Genomic DNA, 14,763 nt, shown 5'->3' on the forward strand with positions numbered 1-14,763 from the left:
GCGCAGCGGACCCGCCCGCCGCAGGCGCAACGGCGAGCGCACCGCGCAGCGGGCGGTAAACGGCGAACAACCACCACGGCGGGACGGACAACAGCGTGGGGTCAGACCGCCCTCCGTTGGGCGGCGGCCGCATCGACGGTCTGGGTGAGCAGGGTGGCGATGGTCATCGGGCCGACGCCGCCGGGGACCGGGGTGATCAGGGAGGCGCGAGTGCGCGCCGAGTCGAAGTCCACGTCACCGATGTTGCCGGGGTTGGAGCCGGCATCGATCACCACGGCTCCGGGCTTGAGGTGTTCGCCGTGCAGGAAGCGGGGTCGCCCCACGGCGGCGACCAGGACATCGGCCTCCTTGGTGATCGACGCGAGGTCGGTGGTGCGGGAGTGGCAGTAGGTGACGGTGGCGTTGCGGGCGAGCAGCAGCATCCCGACGGGCTTGCCGAGAATCGCGCTGCGGCCGACCACGACGGCATGCTTGCCGGCCAGGTCGACGTCGTAGTGATCCAGGAGGCGGAGGATGCCGCCGGGCGTGCAGGAGGCGAAGCCGTCCAGGCCGAAGCTCATCGCGGCGAAGGAGTGGCAGGTGACGCCGTCGACGTCCTTCTCGGGGGCGATGGCCTCGAAGGCGGCGCGCTCGTCGATGTGCGGGCCGGCCGGGTGCTGGAGAAGGATGCCGTGCACGTCGGGGTCGTGGGACAGCGCGGTGATCGTGTCGACCAGCTCCGCGGTCGTGGTGGCGGCGGGGAGCGCGATGTGCCGGGAGCGGATCCCGGCCTTCTCGCAACGGGCGCGCTTCATGCGGACGTAGGTCACCGAGGCGGGGTCGTCGCCCACCAGTACGGTCGCCAGGCACGGGGACGTTCCGGTCTGCCGGGTGAGGTCCGCCGCGCGTTCCGCGGCCTGTTCGACGATACGGCGGGCCAGTGCGCTGCCGTCCATGAGGCGGGCGGTCTCGGACATGGAGTACTCCTGAGCGTCGCGTCGGATCGCCCAGGCGCGCGGCACCGGCCAGAAGTGGCCGAGCCGCTCCCCGGTGGTACTCCACCCAAGCGCCAGTCACGGCCCGCCGCCCACTGTAATCGACGCCGGAAGACTCCTGGGGCGGCGTCGGGCATCGGCGTCACGGCGCCTCGTGCACCTCGACGGCCCGCGGGACGGGGCCCCTCAGACGCCTCCCTGACCAGGTGCGGAGAGGGGCGGAGTGGTGGAGGTGGTGGCCTCCCACTGGCTGAGGATGCCGTCCCAGTCGTGCTGGGCGGCGGTGATGGCATTGGCATCCCACGTGGGATGAGGGGGCTGTTGATACTGCTGGTGCGGTGCCTGGTGCTGGTGCTGGTGTGGGTGCGGGTGTTGATGTGGGTGGTGCCCGTGGTGTTGGTGCTGCTGTGAATGCTCCTCGTACACCCGGTAGTCCTGATACTCCTGCTGGTCCGGGTAGTTCTGGTACGGCTGCTGCTTCCAGGGCTCCTGCTCGTACGGCTCCCGTGGGGACTGCGGCGGCCGCTCGCGCCAGGCGAGATGGGCGCTCTCGGCCGGTGGGGAGGGGGGGAGATTGACCATCCGGCGGTGCCGGCCCGTGCGGTCCGGCGGGGCCTGCTGGGCCGGACGGCTTTCGGCGGACAGTTGTTGGGCGCGTGCGACAAGGAGCCGGACATCGAGACCCAGTTCGGTGGCGAGGGCGGTGAGGTCAACTCCGTTGTGCCAGCTGCTCATCAGGACCGCGTCCAGGGCGGGGGCCCAGGCGGGCTCGGTGAGTTGGGGGGCGGGCGCCGGGGCCGGGGCCGCCGTTGACGGGGCCGTGGGATGGGTCGCGAGGGGCGTGGGGGGTGCGGGCTGCTGCGCGGGGGGCGTGGCCGGGTGCGTGGCGGCCTGCTGGGCCGGGGGCTGCTCGCGCGGGGCCTGGGCGAGCAGGCTCTGGGCAACCGCGCGGGCGTCTTCCTTGCCCACCGTGCGGCGGGCCAGGCGCACTTCGCGCTCTTCCAGGCCGAGCAGCTCCGCCACCACCGCGTCGCTGCCCACGGTCACGGCGAAGGCGGCCAGGGTCCGCGAGCGGCGGGCCTCGGCCTCGTCAAGGAGTCCCTGCGTACGGCGGACCTCGTCATCGCTGCTGCAAAACGCCTGTGCGAGTACGGCATGGCGCTCCCACAACTCCCTCGGTTCCATGACTGCGACAACGTTTCCTCGCCCGGATTGGACCGCTTCCCGGCTATAGATCACTGCATAAGGTGATATTCGAGAGAGATACGCCCTTGCCTCCACCGCATCAGTACGGGCTGCTGCAAAAATACGCAGTGACTCCAGCGAGGAAGAATCGTTTCTACGGCCATGAGCGACCCCTCTTCCGGCACCGTCGCAGGTCACGGACAGACCCCCCTCCCGCGCCCCGGGCACATGCCGCGGTGGATCACCTCGGAGATCATCAGGCAGACACCGGTGTACGCCGGGCTGGTGAAGCAGTGGACGGCGCGCGCCGCCACCGTGCCCGGGGTCGCCGATCCGGAGTGGCAGCGACTGGTCTCCTACCGCGCGCTGATGGAGGAGACCGAGACCGCCCTCACGGCCCTCCGGCCCCATCGTGCGCCCGATGTACTGCCGTCGAGAAAGTCCGTCCCCGCGGCCCGTACGGCCCGTCTCGACGCCTGAAACCGGTACGCCGAAGGCTCCCCGGCCGGCGGCCTGAAGCGTGGCCCCGGCCGGAGTACCGTTGAGTTGTCGAGGATGTCCCGCTGCCCGGCTCATACGCCGGCAGCGGCTTTGACCAGCGACGGAGCCCGGGTGAGCGCGACGGATGACACGGACTTCAGCCCGATCGGGGTGATCGGGCGGGTGACCGTTTCGATCCCGACCGACGGACCGGGCGAGGTGCTGCTGCCCGTACGCGGCGGGAGCGAGGCCTTCGCCGCCTGGTCCCGCGAGCCCATCAGCCGCCATACACAGGTCATCGTGGTGGACCACACCTCGGCGCGGTCGGTGATCGTCGCGCCGTTGCCCGCGTGACCGGCCGCCCGGAGGACCGTGACCGGCCACGTGAGCGTTCCGTCAACCGCAGCCGTCCCCGCACACCGACCGAGGCCGGTTCCACCGGACCAGGAGCCTTCCGATGTTGTTCTGGCATGTTCCTGCGCCGAACGAGGCGCTGTTGATCTCCGGCTCGAAGCGCCGGACCGGGGACGCCCAATTCCGTATCGTCACGGGTCATGGCTGCTGGGTCATGCCCGTCAAGCAGAAGGCGAGCGTGCTGGCGCTGTCGCTGCGGGAGGCGGAGATCTCCGAGGACTGCGTCACCCAGCAGGGCATCCGGATCGGGGTCCGGGCGGTCGCCGTCTTCAAGGTCGGTGACGACCAGACCTCGATCGCCAACGCCGCGCGGCGGTTCCTGGACGAGCAGACCACGATGGAGGAGCTGGTGGGCCGGATCTTCGCCGGTCACCTGCGGTCGATTGTCGGCGGGCTGACCGTCGAGCAGATCATCCGGGAGCGGGACCGGGTCGCCCAGGAGGTCAAGGAGGGCAGCCACTCCGAGATGGAGAAGCTCGGCATCGTCGTCGACGCCCTCCAGATCCAGGAGATCGCCGACACCTCCGGGTACATCACCAATCTCGCCGCCCCGCATGCCGCGGCGGTCGCCAGCGCGGCCCGGATCGCGCAGGCCAAGGCCGACCAGGAAGCCACCGAGCGGGAACAGCAGGCGGCGGCGCTCAAGGCCGAGTACGAGCGGGACACCGCGATCAAGCGGGCCGGGTTCCTCGCCGAGACCGAGCAGTACAACGCCCGCGCCGCGCAGGCCGGCCCGCTGTCGCAGGCCAGGGCCTCGCAGGAGGTCATCGAGGAGCAGACCTCGCTGGCCCAGCGGCAGGCCTCACTCGCCGCCCAGCGGCTGGAGGCCGAGGTGCGCCGCCCGGCGGACGCCGAGGCCTACCGGCTGCGCACCCTGGCCGAGGCACAGCGTGACCAGGTCCGCTTCGAGGCGGATGCCCGCGCCTACACCGAGCGGGCCGTCGCCCAGGCACGGGCCGATGCCAACACCGCCCTCGCGGGCTCCCTGCGGGACGGCAACCAGGAGCTGATCGCCGCCAACCGCACCATCGAGAACCTCCCCGCACTCGCCAAGGCCGCGGCCGAGGGCCTCTCCGGCTCCCGGCTGACCGTGCTCAACGGCACCGACGGGGTGAACGAGATCGCCTCCGGCATCGTCGGCCAGGGGCTGGCCATTCTCGACAGCCTCAAGAAGGGAACCACCACTCCCGGCTCCACTCCCCCGCTCGCCGACGGGGCGGGTCAGCTGCCCCAGAAGGTGACGAATCTGAAGCGGGACGGCACGGGGCCGGCCGGCTCGTCCTGACCGGAAGTCCGGGCCTGGCCCGGACCTCCGCGTCCCTCGGGGGTTGTGGGCCGGTCAGGCGTCGAGGACGGCCAGGTCGAGCTGCCGAAGCCGGGCGGGGTCGGCGATCACCTCGTACTCGGTGACCTTTTCGCCCTCGACGGTGAGGGTGAGGGCGAGGAGCAGCCGTCCACGCGGTGCCACGACGATCCCCACGGTCCCGTTCACGAGCGCCGGTGCCGCGAACCGTGACCTCCGCCCGAAGACAAGGGTCCCCTCGGCCACGGAGTGCGCGCCGCGGACCTCTGTCGCCGCGCCCGGCGGCAGGGCGGCGGGGTCGGCCCGGCGCACGACATCGGGGGCGAGCACCGCCAGCAGCGCGTCGAGGTCGCCGCCGCGCGAGGCGGCGAGAAAGGCGTCGACCACCTTCCGTTGCCGGGCGAGGTCGGCGGCGGGAACAGCGGGGGTGCCTTGGACCTTGTGGCGCGCGCGGCTGGCGAGCTTCTTCGTGGTGACCGGTGAGCGTTCCACGAGGGGAGCGATCCGGTCGAACGGCACGGCGAACATGTCGTGCAGTACGAACGCGACCCGCTCGGCGGGGGCCAGGGTGTCCAGCACCACGAGCAGTGCGCGGCCGACGGAGTCGACCAGCAGGGCTTCCGGTTCCGGGCCGCTCCCGTCACCGGCGTCCTGAACCGCATCGGGCACGTGCTGCCCGACCGGCTCCTCCCGTCGTGAAGTCCGGGAGCGCAACATGTCGAGGCACACCCGCGACACGACCGTCGTCAGCCATCCGGCCAAGTTCTCGACGGCATTGCTGTCGACGCGGCTGAGCCGTAGCCAGGCTTCCTGAACGGCGTCGTCCGCATCGCTGAGGGAACTCAGCATCCGGTAGGCGACCGCTCGCAGGTGGCTGCGATGCGTCTCGAACCGTTCCGCCAGCCGGTGCTGCTCGTCCATCGGTCACCTTTCCTCGTCCTGCTCCGTCACCTTGATGACGCGCACCACGGACGCAAGGTGACCGGGAAGCACGCTGCCCGGCCGAGGTTCCGGCCCGGCAACCGCTCCGGCCCTGATGACGAGGAGGAACACACCATGAGCAGCACTCTGCCGAACGCCCTCGACCAGCCGCTGCTGCGGCGCGCGGACCTCGGGGACTTCCTGTTGCCCAACCGTGTCGTGATGGCCCCGGTCACCCGGGGCCGTGCCGCCAACGTCGGGCTGCTACCCACGGAGTTGCATGCCGCCTACTACGGTCAGCGGGCCACCGCCGGACTGATCATCACCGAGGGGACCTGGGTCAGCGAACGGGCCATCGGCTTTGTGCACGTTCCCGGCATCTACCGCGAGGAGCAGGTCGCCGGGTGGCGGCGGGTCACCGACGTCGTGCATGCCCTCGGCGGCCGTATCGTGCTCCAGCTCTGGCACACCGGCGCCGCCTCGCACCCCGATCACCTGGGAGGAGAGCTGCCCGGCGGACCGTCCGCGGTCAATCCCCACACGAGGTGCTTCACGGCCGGCGGATTCAAGGAGTCCGTCACTCCGCGGGAGATGACCACCGTCGACATCACGGCCACGGTCGCCGACTTCCGTGCCGCCTCGGCCCATGCCCGACGTGCGGGGTTCGACGGGGTCGAGATCGGTGCCCTCGGTTCGTTCCTGATCCCTCAGTTCCTCAACCCGCGGCTCAATCACCGCACCGACGCATACGGCGGCGACCGTACGGGCCGGCGGCGTCTGCTGCTGGAGATCTTCGACGCGGTCGCCATGGCATGGAGCGGACGGCGCGTCGGCGTCCGTCTGGGGCCGTACTGGACCGAGGGGGACCGCTTCCGTGCCGACGAGGAGACACTCGCCGACTACGACGCACTGGTGCGGGAGCTCAACGACCGTCCCGTGGCCTACCTGCATCTGCGGGGCCGGGACCGCATCGCTGCGGGCGGCACGCCCGACCTCGCGGCGATCGCGCGCTACCGGCGGCAGTTCGACGGTCCCCTGATCGCGAACAACGGCTTCGACCGCGTGTCCGGGAACGCCGTCATCGATGCCGGGATCGCCGACGCCGTCTCCTTCGCCACGCACTTCATCGCCAACCCCGACCTCGTCACCCGCTTCGCGCTGCATCGCGAGCCGGCCGTCGGCGACCCTGCCACGTACTACGCGGGCGGGGCCGACGGCTACGTCGACTACCCCATGAGCGGGATGGAGCCTTCCCTGCTCGAACGGCGATGAGGGCTGGGGAAGGGGACGACGACGCCCCTGGTGACCAGCGGCCCCTGCCTGCGGGCCGCAGGCCGCCGGACACGCAAAGGTGCCCGGCGGGCCGTGCGGCCTCGGTCGCGCCGTGGCGTCGGCGTCGGCGTCGGACGGAGCGTTCAGATCACGTGGCGGATTCCGTGGACGTACGGCGCCAGCGGGTCAGGACGAGGTGGGCGACGACTCCGAAGAGCAGGCCCCAGAAGGCGGATCCGATGCCGAAGAGGGTGACGCCGGATGCGGTGGCGAGGAAGGTGATCAGGGCCGCCTCGCGGTCCTTCTCCTCCTTCACCGCCCCGGTCAGGCCGCCGGCCAGGGCGCCGAACAGCGCGACTCCGGCGACCGCCGCCACCAGTTCCTTGGGCAGGCCCGCGAAGAGCACCACCAGCGTCGAGCCGAACGCCCCGATGAGGAGGTAGAACGCGCCGCAGGAGACTCCCGCCACGTACCGGCGCCGCGGGTCGCGGTGGGACTCGGGGCCGGTGCAGATCGCGGCGGTGATCGCCGCGAGGTTGATGGCGTGGGAGCCGAACGGGGCGAGGACCGTGGAGACCAGGCCCGTGGAGCCGATCAGGAGGCGGTCCTTGGGCTGGTAGCCGGATGCGGTGAGCACGGCCATACCCGGTGCGTTCTGCGAGGCGAGCGTCGCCAGGATCATCGGTACCGCGATGCCGATGAGGGAGGCGAGCGAGAAGTCCGGGGTCGTCAGCACCGGCTTGGCCAGTTCGATCCGGTCCAGGTGGATGTCCAGCCGGGAGCTGACCGCGCTGGCCGCGACGCCCGCCGCCAGGGCGACCAGCACGGCGTACCGCGGCAGCCACCGTTTCGCCAGGAGGTAGGCGAGCAGCACCGAACCGGCAATGAGCGGTGCGGTCTTGAGGGAGGTGAAGACTCCGGTGCCGAAGGAGAACAGGATGCCGGCGAGCATGGCGGAGACCACGGCGGTGGGCACCTGCCGCATCAGCCACCCGAACACCCCGGTCAGGCCGACCAGGGTGATCACCAGGCCGGTGATGAGGAACGCGCCGATGGCTTCGGCGTAGGAGTAGGCGCCCAGGCTCGTGACCAGCAGGGCGGCGCCCGGTGTCGACCATGCGGTGATCACCGGCATCTTGGTGCGCAGGCTCAGCGCGATGCAGGTCAGGCCGCTGCCGATGGAGATGGCCCATACCCATGAGCTGGTCTGGGCGGTGTTCAGATGTCCGGCGGATGCCGCCGCGAGCACGATGACGAGCGGGCCCGAGTAGGACACGACGACGGCGACGAAGCCCGCCAGTACGGCGGACAGTGAGGCGTCACGCAGGAGGCCGGGCCGGCGCCCCGGCCCCGCGGCCGGGGGCTCGACGGCGCCCTCCGGCACCGCGGCGCCCGCCGGCGGGGAGGAGTCCGGCGGTGCGGCGCCGGGGTGAGGAGTGGGGGTCTTGGAACTCAACGGTCTTCCTTAGCGGCCTTTTCAAGGGCCTGTTCGAGGTCGGCGACGAGGTCTGCGGGGCTCTCCAGACCTATGGACAGGCGCAGCATGTCCTTCGGCGAGGTACTACCCGGCCCTTCGAAGGTGTAGCGGTGTTCGATCAGGCTCTCCACGCCGCCCAACGAGGTGGCACGGATGAAGAGTTCGCAGTGGTTCGCGGTCCGCAGGGACTGCTGCCATGCACCGTCGACGTGCAGGGAGAGCATGCCACTGAATCCCCCGGTCATCTGGCGGGCGGCGATCTCGTGCCCGGGGTCGGTGGCCAGGCCCGGGTAGGCGACGCGCCGGACGAGGGGGTGCTGGGCGAAGTGCTCGGCCACCGCCATCGCGGTGGCGGAGATCTGGCGCATACGGGGGAAGAGCGTGCGGATGCCCCGCATGAGGAGGTAGGTCTCCAGCGGGCCGAGGATCGGTCCGGTCAGCCGGCGGTGCAGCTGGAGCCGCTCCCAGATCGCGTCCCTGGCCTCCGTGCTCTCCGGCGCCTTGACGAGCAGTCCGGCGACGACATCCGTATGGCCGTTGAGGTACTTGGTGCCCGAATGCATGATCAGGTCGGCGCCGAGCGCGAACGGCTTGGAGTGCACCGGGGTGGGGACGGTGTTGTCGACGCCGAACAGGGCACCGGCCCCGTGCGCGATCTCGGCGCACGCGGCGATATCGGTGACCGTCCAGGTGGGGTTCGCCGGGGATTCCGCCCACACCAGCGCGGTCGGGGCGGCGGTCACGGCGGCGGCCACCGCGTCCAGGTCGTTCATCGGCACCTGTACGACCTCCAGGCCGCGCTGGACGCCGAACTCCCGGAGCCACTTGGTGAGTCCGAAGTACATGGTCTGCGGAACCACCACCCGCGCGCCGGCGGGCAGTACCTGGAAGACGGAGGTGGCGGCCGCCATACCGGACGAGAAGACGAGGGCGTCCGAGCCGCCCTCCAGTCCCGCCACGACGTTCTCGACCTGCTCGTACCCCGGTGTTCCCTGGTCCCGCAGGTACGCCAGCCCGGCAGGCGCACGGTACTCGTTGTCGCGCGCGTAGGTCGCTCCCAGCCCGATCGGGGGCGGCACGGCGCCGGTGGTCGGACAGCGCCAGCCGTCGCCCTGCGCGGCGCGCGTCTCGGGCCGGTACTCCTGCGTCCACGGGGTGAAGGTCTCGCTGTTGTTCATCGCTTCCTCGTCATCAGTGCCGGCAGTGCTGTGCCCAGGGCGAGTTCCGCGTCCAGCAGTGCACGGGAGGGCACGCCGGGCGAGGGCACATAGTGGTTGTAGTAACTGGATCCCTCGGTGTGCGGGCCGAGGAAGAACAGGCGTGGCTGCGGGGTGCCCGTGCGGTCGACGCCCTGGCCCCGGCGGGTGATATCGAGCCCGGGCACCGTGGCGCCGCGGTGGGCGAGGGTGCGGAGGCGGCCCGCGGTGACGAGCGTGCCGAGCAGGGACCCGGGCGCCCGGTCCGCGCCGGGTTCGGCCACGTGCGCCTGCACCACGTGGTCGGCCTCCATCCTCAACGGCTGGGCCAGACAGGTGGATTCCAGCCGCCAGGCGCCCGCTCCGGCCGGTGCGACGATCTTCGGCTGCGGGCCGGGGCCGAGCCGGACGATCCCCGCGTCGATCAGGGAGAGCAGCTCCGCCGACCGGTCGAGCTGCGGGCCGATCACCAGCCGGTTCACCAGCGGGGCGAACTCCCCGAAGAACGTGGCCAAGGACGCGTCGTCGACGCCCGGTGCGTCGATGACCGCCCGCAGGACATCGCGGTGGTCGCGGAGGACCTCCAGGGCCTCCTTCAACGGGCTCACACCGAGGCCTTCCCGGGCCTCGGCCAGATCGGTGCCGACCTGGGCGGTGAACCAGTCGAGGTAGGCCTCGTACCCCGGCCACCGCCGGTCCGCGAGGTCCGCTGACAGGATCGCCGGGACCGGGGTGGGCCCGAACTGCGCACGCAGCTGCGCCAGCACCTGCTGGTGGCCTGCCCCGGCGCAGCGCCGGGTGAGTTCCCGCCCCGCGCTCAGGGTGTCGCCCGTCTCCCGGGCCAGCACGGCGCGGTAGTAGGCGAGTTCCATCTCGGCCTCGATGAGCGGCAGGACATCGTCGGTGAAGCGGAGCCGCCGGTCCGCTCGGCGGGCACGGATCGCGTCGAGACGTTCCGTGGTCAGTGCCAGCGGTGCGCAGCGCACCCGCCCCGGGTGGAGGCGGGGGCGGCTGCGCGAGGGCAGCCCGGAGCGGTTGGTGAGCACGATCGACGGCTCCCGCCCGCTGGGCAGATAGCGCATGCCGTGCTCGTCCGTCGTGTGCCTGCCGCCACGGCCGAGCGTCAGCGTGGCGATGACGTCCATGGCGGTCAGCCCCATGCCGAGGACGGCCACGCGCTCGCCCGGTCCGATGCTGTCGAGCGCCGCGGGCAACGGGTAGGGGCGGGTGACCAGTCGTGGGTCGGGTGCGGGTTCCGCGGGCCGGTAGAGCGTGTGGTGCCCGACGGTGACGAACACGGCGTCCGCGGCGATCCGGCTGCCGTCGGCGAGGACCACCGTCTCGGTGTCGGGCGCACCGGGGAGGATGTCGACGGCCGTCGTACGGTGCCGGATCAGCGTGAGGCTCTCGGGCGCCGCGGCGGCGATCTCCTCCGCCGCCCAGACGAGATATTCGCTCAGGAGCCTGCGCGGCAGGAAGTCGTTCGGCTGGATCTCCCGGCCCTCTCCCGCGCGCACGGTGTAGCCGTCGTCCGCCAGCCGCAGGTCCCGGCGCCGGCACCAGTCGTGGAGCGAGGGGCCGGGCAGCGGTACGGGCCCGTCCACCATCTCCGCGTCGGCAAAGGCCGTCAGCTGTGCGCAGACGGTGTTGAGCAGGAGGTGGTCGGGCTGGCCCGGCAGGTGGAATCCGGCGCCGAAGGGCCGGGGGTCGATGAGGTGGACGGTGAGCGGGGCCGGCCGGTCCAGGCTGTGCGCGACCAGCCGTTCGAAGACGCCCAGACCGCGCGATCCGGCGCCCACGATCGCAACGGAGCGGGGTATGTGGTTCACCACCGGCGGGTCTCCCCGAAGAAGTTGGGCACCTCGATGGCGGTGCCGTCCTTGCGGGCCTCGCCGAGGACGAACGCCCCGACGGCCAGGTCGAGCACGCCCAGGCCGAACGGCGAGAAGATCACCGGGCGGTCCGGGGAGAGCGTCACCTCGCCGTTCAGGACTCCGGCGAGGGTTCCGTTCACGAAGTCACGGGAGCCTGAGCGCTGCTCGGCGAGGTGCGGTGACGTCTGCGCCTTGAGGCAGTGGTCGATGTCGTCGAGGACGTTGTCCGCCGCGAGGACCACTTCCGGGGCGAGGTCCCGCAGGGAGACGTGGAGAACGACCTGACCGGGCTTGAACGGCGTGCTGACGTAGGGCTCCAGCGCGGTCGTGGCGAACACGACGGTGTCGGCGCGCAGCGCGTCATCGAGGTCGGCGGTGAAGACGGCCGGACAGTTCTGGGTGGTGCGCACGTGGTCGGCCAGGGCCTGTCCGGACGCCTCGTCGAGATCGTGGACGAGGTACGAGTCCGGGACGCAGCCCGCGACGGCCAGGTAGTCGCAGATGTTGCGCGCGATGACTCCCCCGCCCACGACGGCGATCCGGGTCCCCCCGAAGCCGCCCGGGCGGAGCGCGGTCGCCGCGACGGCCGCGGAGGCGGCGGTGCGTGCCGAGCTGATGCTCGCGGCTTCCAGGCAGGCGATCGGATACCCGGTCTCGTAGTCGTTCAGGAGGAGAACGGCCGATGCCCGGGGGGCTCCGATGCGTGTGTTGCCCGGGAAGCTCGCGATCCACTTGATACCGGCTAACTGAACATCGGCCCCCAGAAAGGCGGGCAGCGCAATGATCCGGGAATCCGGTTTCTCCGGGAAGCGGAGAAAGTAACTGTCCGGATTGATGGAATCTCCGGACTCATGTGCCTGATAGGCACTGCGCACAATACCGAGAACGTCCGCGCGCTTGTCGTCGAGGACGTGACGAACCGTCTCTCCGGCAACTATCTCGAAGTTGAACATGAAGATTCCCCCTTCTCAGGCAGGCGCCTGAGACATCTGCCGGCCGGATATGTCGGGCCAGCGTTCCGCCACCCATGCGTCGTTGTAGATGGTCTCCAGATAGCGATCGCCGAAGTCCGGTGAAATCGCCACCACGACGCTGCCGTCCGGGATGTTCTTTGCCGCGTCCTGCACAGCGGACAGAACCGTTCCGGTCGACCCTCCCAGGAGCAGTCCGCGTTCTTCGGCCAGCATCCTGCACATCTCGACGGAATCCGATTCGGCGACAAGCACCACGTCGTCGATATTCCGCGTGGTCAGTATTTCCGGGCGCCTGCTCGTTCCCAGGCCCGGAATATGACGGCGGGCGGCCGGCCCGCCGAAGGTCACGGAGCCCACGGCGTCCACCGCAATGATCCGGGTGACGGGGCTGTGCCGGCGGAGGTACTCCGCGCAGCCCATCAGCGTTCCCGTCGTCCCGGCCCCGATGAACGCGTAGTCGATATGACCGATCTCCTCCAGGATCGCCCGGCCGGTGCGGTCCCGGTGCGCCTGCGGACCGGCCGGGTTGGCGTACTGGTTCAGCCAGTGGAGATCGGGATCACGGCGCAGACGCCCGCCGATGTAATCGATGCGCGATTGCAGATAGCCGCCGTGGGCGTCCCGGACGTCGATGACGACCACTTCGGCGCCGAGGACCTCCATCAGGCGCCTCGACTGGACATTGGCGTTGGGGTCCGTGACACAGGTCAGTGGGTAGCCCTTTGCCGCGCACACCATCGCCAGGGCGACGCCGAGGTTTCCCGACGTCGACTCGATCAGCCGGGTCCGTGGAAAGCAGCGACCGGATTCCTCGGCCGCCGCTACCAGCGCGACGGCGGTCTTCAGCTTTACCGAACCGGCAGGATTGAGACCTTCCAGTTTGAGGAAGACTGAACTCCCAGGCACCAGTTGGTCGAGCCGGATGAAGAGATCATCCAGCACCAGATCATAAACTTCTTCCGCTATCACCAGAATCCAAACCGTTGAAAATGGGCAGCGCAGAGCTGCACACTCGCAGCAGCGAGATCGCCCATGGGCTTGTTGGTCGGCGCACGGGTCAGGTGCGCACTACGCAGAAGGGACCCTTCCCCCCGTCCCCAGTGGCCGCAAATCCCCCATTCGCGATGCGACAGGGCAATCCTGCCACTTCGCAAGCCCCATGACAACGATTCACCTGACGCCAAAAAACGTTGACGGATGAAATGCTGCGGGGGCGGCCCGCGGAATGCAAGGCTCCTTTTATCCGGACAGCCCGGCGGCCGGCCGCGCGGACATGCGGCCTTTCCTGCGGCCCGCCCGGCCCGCCCGCCCCGCGGCAGAGTCCGCACGCCCGCGCGGCCGGAACACGGCACGGCATGCAGAGGGGCCCGGGATCAGCATCCCGGGCCCCTGCGTGACTACCTGACGGGTCCTAGAGCAGCCCGAGCAGCCCGAGGCCGAGCAGCCCGTCCTTGCCCGTGCCGAAGCCGTCGCGGGCGTTGCCGTCGCGGCCCATTCCGTCACGCGCGTTGCCGTCGCGGCCCATTCCGTCGCGGCCCAGCCCGTCGCGCCCGAAGCCGTCGCGCTCGTATCCGCTGTCACGGCCGTCGCGTCCGAAGCCGTCGCTGCGGCTGCTGTCACGGCCGAAGCCGTCGTAGCCGTCGTGGCCGCCGTGCCCGAAGCGACCGTGGTGGTGGCCGTGGTGACGGTTGTGGTGGCGGAAGTGGTGTCGGTTGTGGTGCCGGTCGCCGTAGTGGCCCCTGTCACAGTGGTGCGAGTAGCACTTGGCGCTGTGCGAGGTGTTGGGGACCGGGGTTGCGGCGGTGGCGGCGCCTGCCGTCGGCACCACCAGGGCAGCCGCGGCCAGGCCGGCCACTGCAAGGCCGCGAGGGATCGAACGGAGCATGTTCCCACCTTCACTCGACTGTGCAGAAAATGAATATTCTCTGCAAAAGCGACAATAAGGGAGGTTTTGTCCACCGACTTACGACCCGCCGCAGAGTCACTGGAACGCAGCACGGACCGCAACATGCCACGCCGTGGCCTCACCGGTTCACTCCGGAATGCCACCGCTTTCCCCGTCGGCCTTACCGCCCTGCGGCAGGCTCTCCAGCATTCCCCCCAGGGCGCCCACGACGAGCCTGCACACCGTGTCCGGGTCGGCGCTCGCCAGCGGTTCCTTGCCGACCACCACCCGCATCAGGCCGATTCCCAGCAGCCAGGACAGTGCCAGATCGCCGCGCAGGCTCCCGGTGTCGGACTCGGAGAGCGTGGCGAGCACCGCCGCGTACTCCTCCCCCAGCCCCCGTAGCGCGTCCGCGATCTCGTCACTGCCGCCGATGGAGCGCAGACACACCTCCAGCGAGCGGTCGGCGCCCTCCCCGCCGTCGGCCAGCATGCCGCGCAGCGCCACCTCGAACAGCCGCTCGGCGGGGGTGGTGCGCAGCTGCTCCTGGCCGCCGCGCGCCATCACCTCGCCGAACAGCGCTTTCTTCGACCCGAAGTAGCGGAACAGCAGGGCCTGATTGGCCCCGGCGCGGGCCGCGATGTCGCGCACCGTCGCCCGTTCGTAGCCGCGCTCGGCGAACAGCTCCGAGGCGGCATCGAGCAGCCGCAGCCGGGTGCCCTGTGCGTCCCGGCGGTGGGTGCTCGCCGCGCCGTGCTGCGGGGACTCCGCCATCGCCGCTCCTCTCCGTTGGCCCGTCACGGTGACG

The 14,763-nt window shown here is 70.7% G+C and carries 14 protein-coding genes and 1 riboswitch; of the genes, 4 read left to right on the plus strand and 10 right to left on the minus strand.

From position 1 onward, the window contains the following. Window positions 1–101: 101 nt before the first annotated feature. On the minus strand, window positions 102–956 hold the full coding sequence (locus tag M8I34_RS16130) for a bifunctional 5,10-methylenetetrahydrofolate dehydrogenase/5,10-methenyltetrahydrofolate cyclohydrolase (RefSeq protein ID WP_250050147.1): 855 nt from the start codon (window positions 954–956) through the stop codon (window positions 102–104). Window positions 957–977: 21 nt separating this feature from the next. Next, window positions 978–1,066: riboswitch (ZMP/ZTP riboswitch) on the minus strand. 94 nt (window positions 1,067–1,160) lie between these two features. Then, entirely contained in the window at window positions 1,161–2,159 is a 999-nt protein-coding gene (locus M8I34_RS16135) for a hypothetical protein (protein ID WP_250050148.1), read from the minus strand. A gap of 162 nt (window positions 2,160–2,321) precedes the next feature. Here M8I34_RS16135 and M8I34_RS16140 point away from each other — a divergent pair, with 162 nt between their 5' ends. The 3 genes from M8I34_RS16140 to M8I34_RS16150 all read left to right on the plus strand — a co-directional run bounded on the left by M8I34_RS16140 (window position 2,322) and on the right by M8I34_RS16150 (window position 4,338). Further along, window positions 2,322–2,639: a hypothetical protein gene (locus tag M8I34_RS16140; protein WP_244416441.1), complete on the plus strand. Its 318-nt coding sequence runs from the start codon at window positions 2,322–2,324 to the stop codon at window positions 2,637–2,639. A gap of 132 nt (window positions 2,640–2,771) precedes the next feature. Beyond that, window positions 2,772–2,993 carry a hypothetical protein gene (locus tag M8I34_RS16145; protein ID WP_052414346.1) on the plus strand — a complete coding sequence of 74 codons (222 nt, stop codon included), beginning with the start codon at window positions 2,772–2,774 and terminating at the stop codon, window positions 2,991–2,993. Between the two features lie 103 nt (window positions 2,994–3,096). Then, a complete protein-coding gene (locus tag M8I34_RS16150) occupies window positions 3,097–4,338 on the plus strand; it encodes a flotillin family protein (RefSeq protein ID WP_250050149.1) in 1,242 nt (413 codons plus the stop codon). A gap of 54 nt (window positions 4,339–4,392) precedes the next feature. Here M8I34_RS16150 and M8I34_RS16155 read toward each other — a convergent pair whose 3' ends face one another. Continuing rightward, the gene (locus M8I34_RS16155) at window positions 4,393–5,277 is read right to left on the minus strand and encodes a sigma-70 family RNA polymerase sigma factor (protein ID WP_250050150.1); all 885 of its coding nucleotides are present in this window, start codon (window positions 5,275–5,277) and stop codon (window positions 4,393–4,395) included. Between the two features lie 135 nt (window positions 5,278–5,412). Between M8I34_RS16155 and M8I34_RS16160 the strand changes: the two genes are divergently transcribed. After that, window positions 5,413–6,549: an alkene reductase gene (locus tag M8I34_RS16160; protein ID WP_250050151.1), complete on the plus strand. Its 1,137-nt coding sequence runs from the start codon at window positions 5,413–5,415 to the stop codon at window positions 6,547–6,549. A 148-nt stretch (window positions 6,550–6,697) separates the two neighbouring features. Here M8I34_RS16160 and M8I34_RS16165 read toward each other — a convergent pair whose 3' ends face one another. From M8I34_RS16165 to M8I34_RS16195, 7 genes are all read right to left on the minus strand, one after another. Next, window positions 6,698–8,005, minus strand: a complete 1,308-nt coding sequence (locus tag M8I34_RS16165) for a benzoate/H(+) symporter BenE family transporter (RefSeq protein WP_250050152.1) — start codon at window positions 8,003–8,005, stop codon at window positions 6,698–6,700. Next, on the minus strand, window positions 8,002–9,204 hold the full coding sequence (locus M8I34_RS16170) for a PLP-dependent aspartate aminotransferase family protein (protein WP_250050153.1): 1,203 nt from the start codon (window positions 9,202–9,204) through the stop codon (window positions 8,002–8,004). The genes M8I34_RS16165 and M8I34_RS16170 overlap by 4 nt, the downstream gene beginning before the upstream one ends. Continuing rightward, entirely contained in the window at window positions 9,201–11,051 is a 1,851-nt protein-coding gene (locus M8I34_RS16175; protein WP_250050154.1) for an FAD/NAD(P)-binding protein, read from the minus strand. Before M8I34_RS16175 ends, M8I34_RS16170 begins: the two co-directional genes overlap by 4 nt. Beyond that, window positions 11,048–12,049 carry a 2,3-diaminopropionate biosynthesis protein SbnB gene (gene sbnB / locus M8I34_RS16180; RefSeq protein WP_250050155.1) on the minus strand — a complete coding sequence of 334 codons (1,002 nt, stop codon included), beginning with the start codon at window positions 12,047–12,049 and terminating at the stop codon, window positions 11,048–11,050. The genes M8I34_RS16175 and sbnB overlap by 4 nt, the downstream gene beginning before the upstream one ends. A 15-nt stretch (window positions 12,050–12,064) precedes the next feature. Further along, complete coding sequence (gene sbnA / locus M8I34_RS16185) at window positions 12,065–13,012, minus strand: 2,3-diaminopropionate biosynthesis protein SbnA (protein WP_250050156.1); 948 nt, start codon at window positions 13,010–13,012, stop codon at window positions 12,065–12,067. Window positions 13,013–13,481: 469 nt separating this feature from the next. After that, window positions 13,482–13,955: a hypothetical protein gene (locus M8I34_RS16190; protein ID WP_250050157.1), complete on the minus strand. Its 474-nt coding sequence runs from the start codon at window positions 13,953–13,955 to the stop codon at window positions 13,482–13,484. Window positions 13,956–14,102: 147 nt separating this feature from the next. Then, window positions 14,103–14,729 carry a TetR/AcrR family transcriptional regulator gene (locus tag M8I34_RS16195; RefSeq protein WP_244416433.1) on the minus strand — a complete coding sequence of 209 codons (627 nt, stop codon included), beginning with the start codon at window positions 14,727–14,729 and terminating at the stop codon, window positions 14,103–14,105. Window positions 14,730–14,763 lie beyond the last annotated feature (34 nt).

Origin of the sequence: Streptomyces sp. MCA2, assembly GCF_023544705.1 — a bacterium.
GTDB lineage: Bacteria > Actinomycetota > Actinomycetes > Streptomycetales > Streptomycetaceae > Streptomyces > Streptomyces decoyicus.

What these genes read in the sequence shown, in the direction of transcription:
- M8I34_RS16130 (WP_250050147.1), bottom strand. Translation starts at nt 956, where the DNA reads ATGTCCGAGACCGCCCGCCTCATGGACGGCAGCGCACTGGCCCGCCGT.
- M8I34_RS16135 (WP_250050148.1), bottom strand. Translation starts at nt 2,159, where the DNA reads ATGGAACCGAGGGAGTTGTGGGAGCGCCATGCCGTACTCGCACAGGCG.
- M8I34_RS16140 (WP_244416441.1), top strand. Translation starts at nt 2,322, where the DNA reads ATGAGCGACCCCTCTTCCGGCACCGTCGCAGGTCACGGACAGACCCCC.
- M8I34_RS16150 (WP_250050149.1), top strand. Translation starts at nt 3,097, where the DNA reads ATGTTGTTCTGGCATGTTCCTGCGCCGAACGAGGCGCTGTTGATCTCC.
- M8I34_RS16155 (WP_250050150.1), bottom strand. Translation starts at nt 5,277, where the DNA reads ATGGACGAGCAGCACCGGCTGGCGGAACGGTTCGAGACGCATCGCAGC.
- M8I34_RS16160 (WP_250050151.1), top strand. Translation starts at nt 5,413, where the DNA reads ATGAGCAGCACTCTGCCGAACGCCCTCGACCAGCCGCTGCTGCGGCGC.
- M8I34_RS16170 (WP_250050153.1), bottom strand. Translation starts at nt 9,204, where the DNA reads ATGAACAACAGCGAGACCTTCACCCCGTGGACGCAGGAGTACCGGCCC.
- sbnB (WP_250050155.1), bottom strand. Translation starts at nt 12,049, where the DNA reads ATGTTCAACTTCGAGATAGTTGCCGGAGAGACGGTTCGTCACGTCCTC.
- M8I34_RS16190 (WP_250050157.1), bottom strand. Translation starts at nt 13,955, where the DNA reads ATGCTCCGTTCGATCCCTCGCGGCCTTGCAGTGGCCGGCCTGGCCGCG.
- M8I34_RS16195 (WP_244416433.1), bottom strand. Translation starts at nt 14,729, where the DNA reads ATGGCGGAGTCCCCGCAGCACGGCGCGGCGAGCACCCACCGCCGGGAC.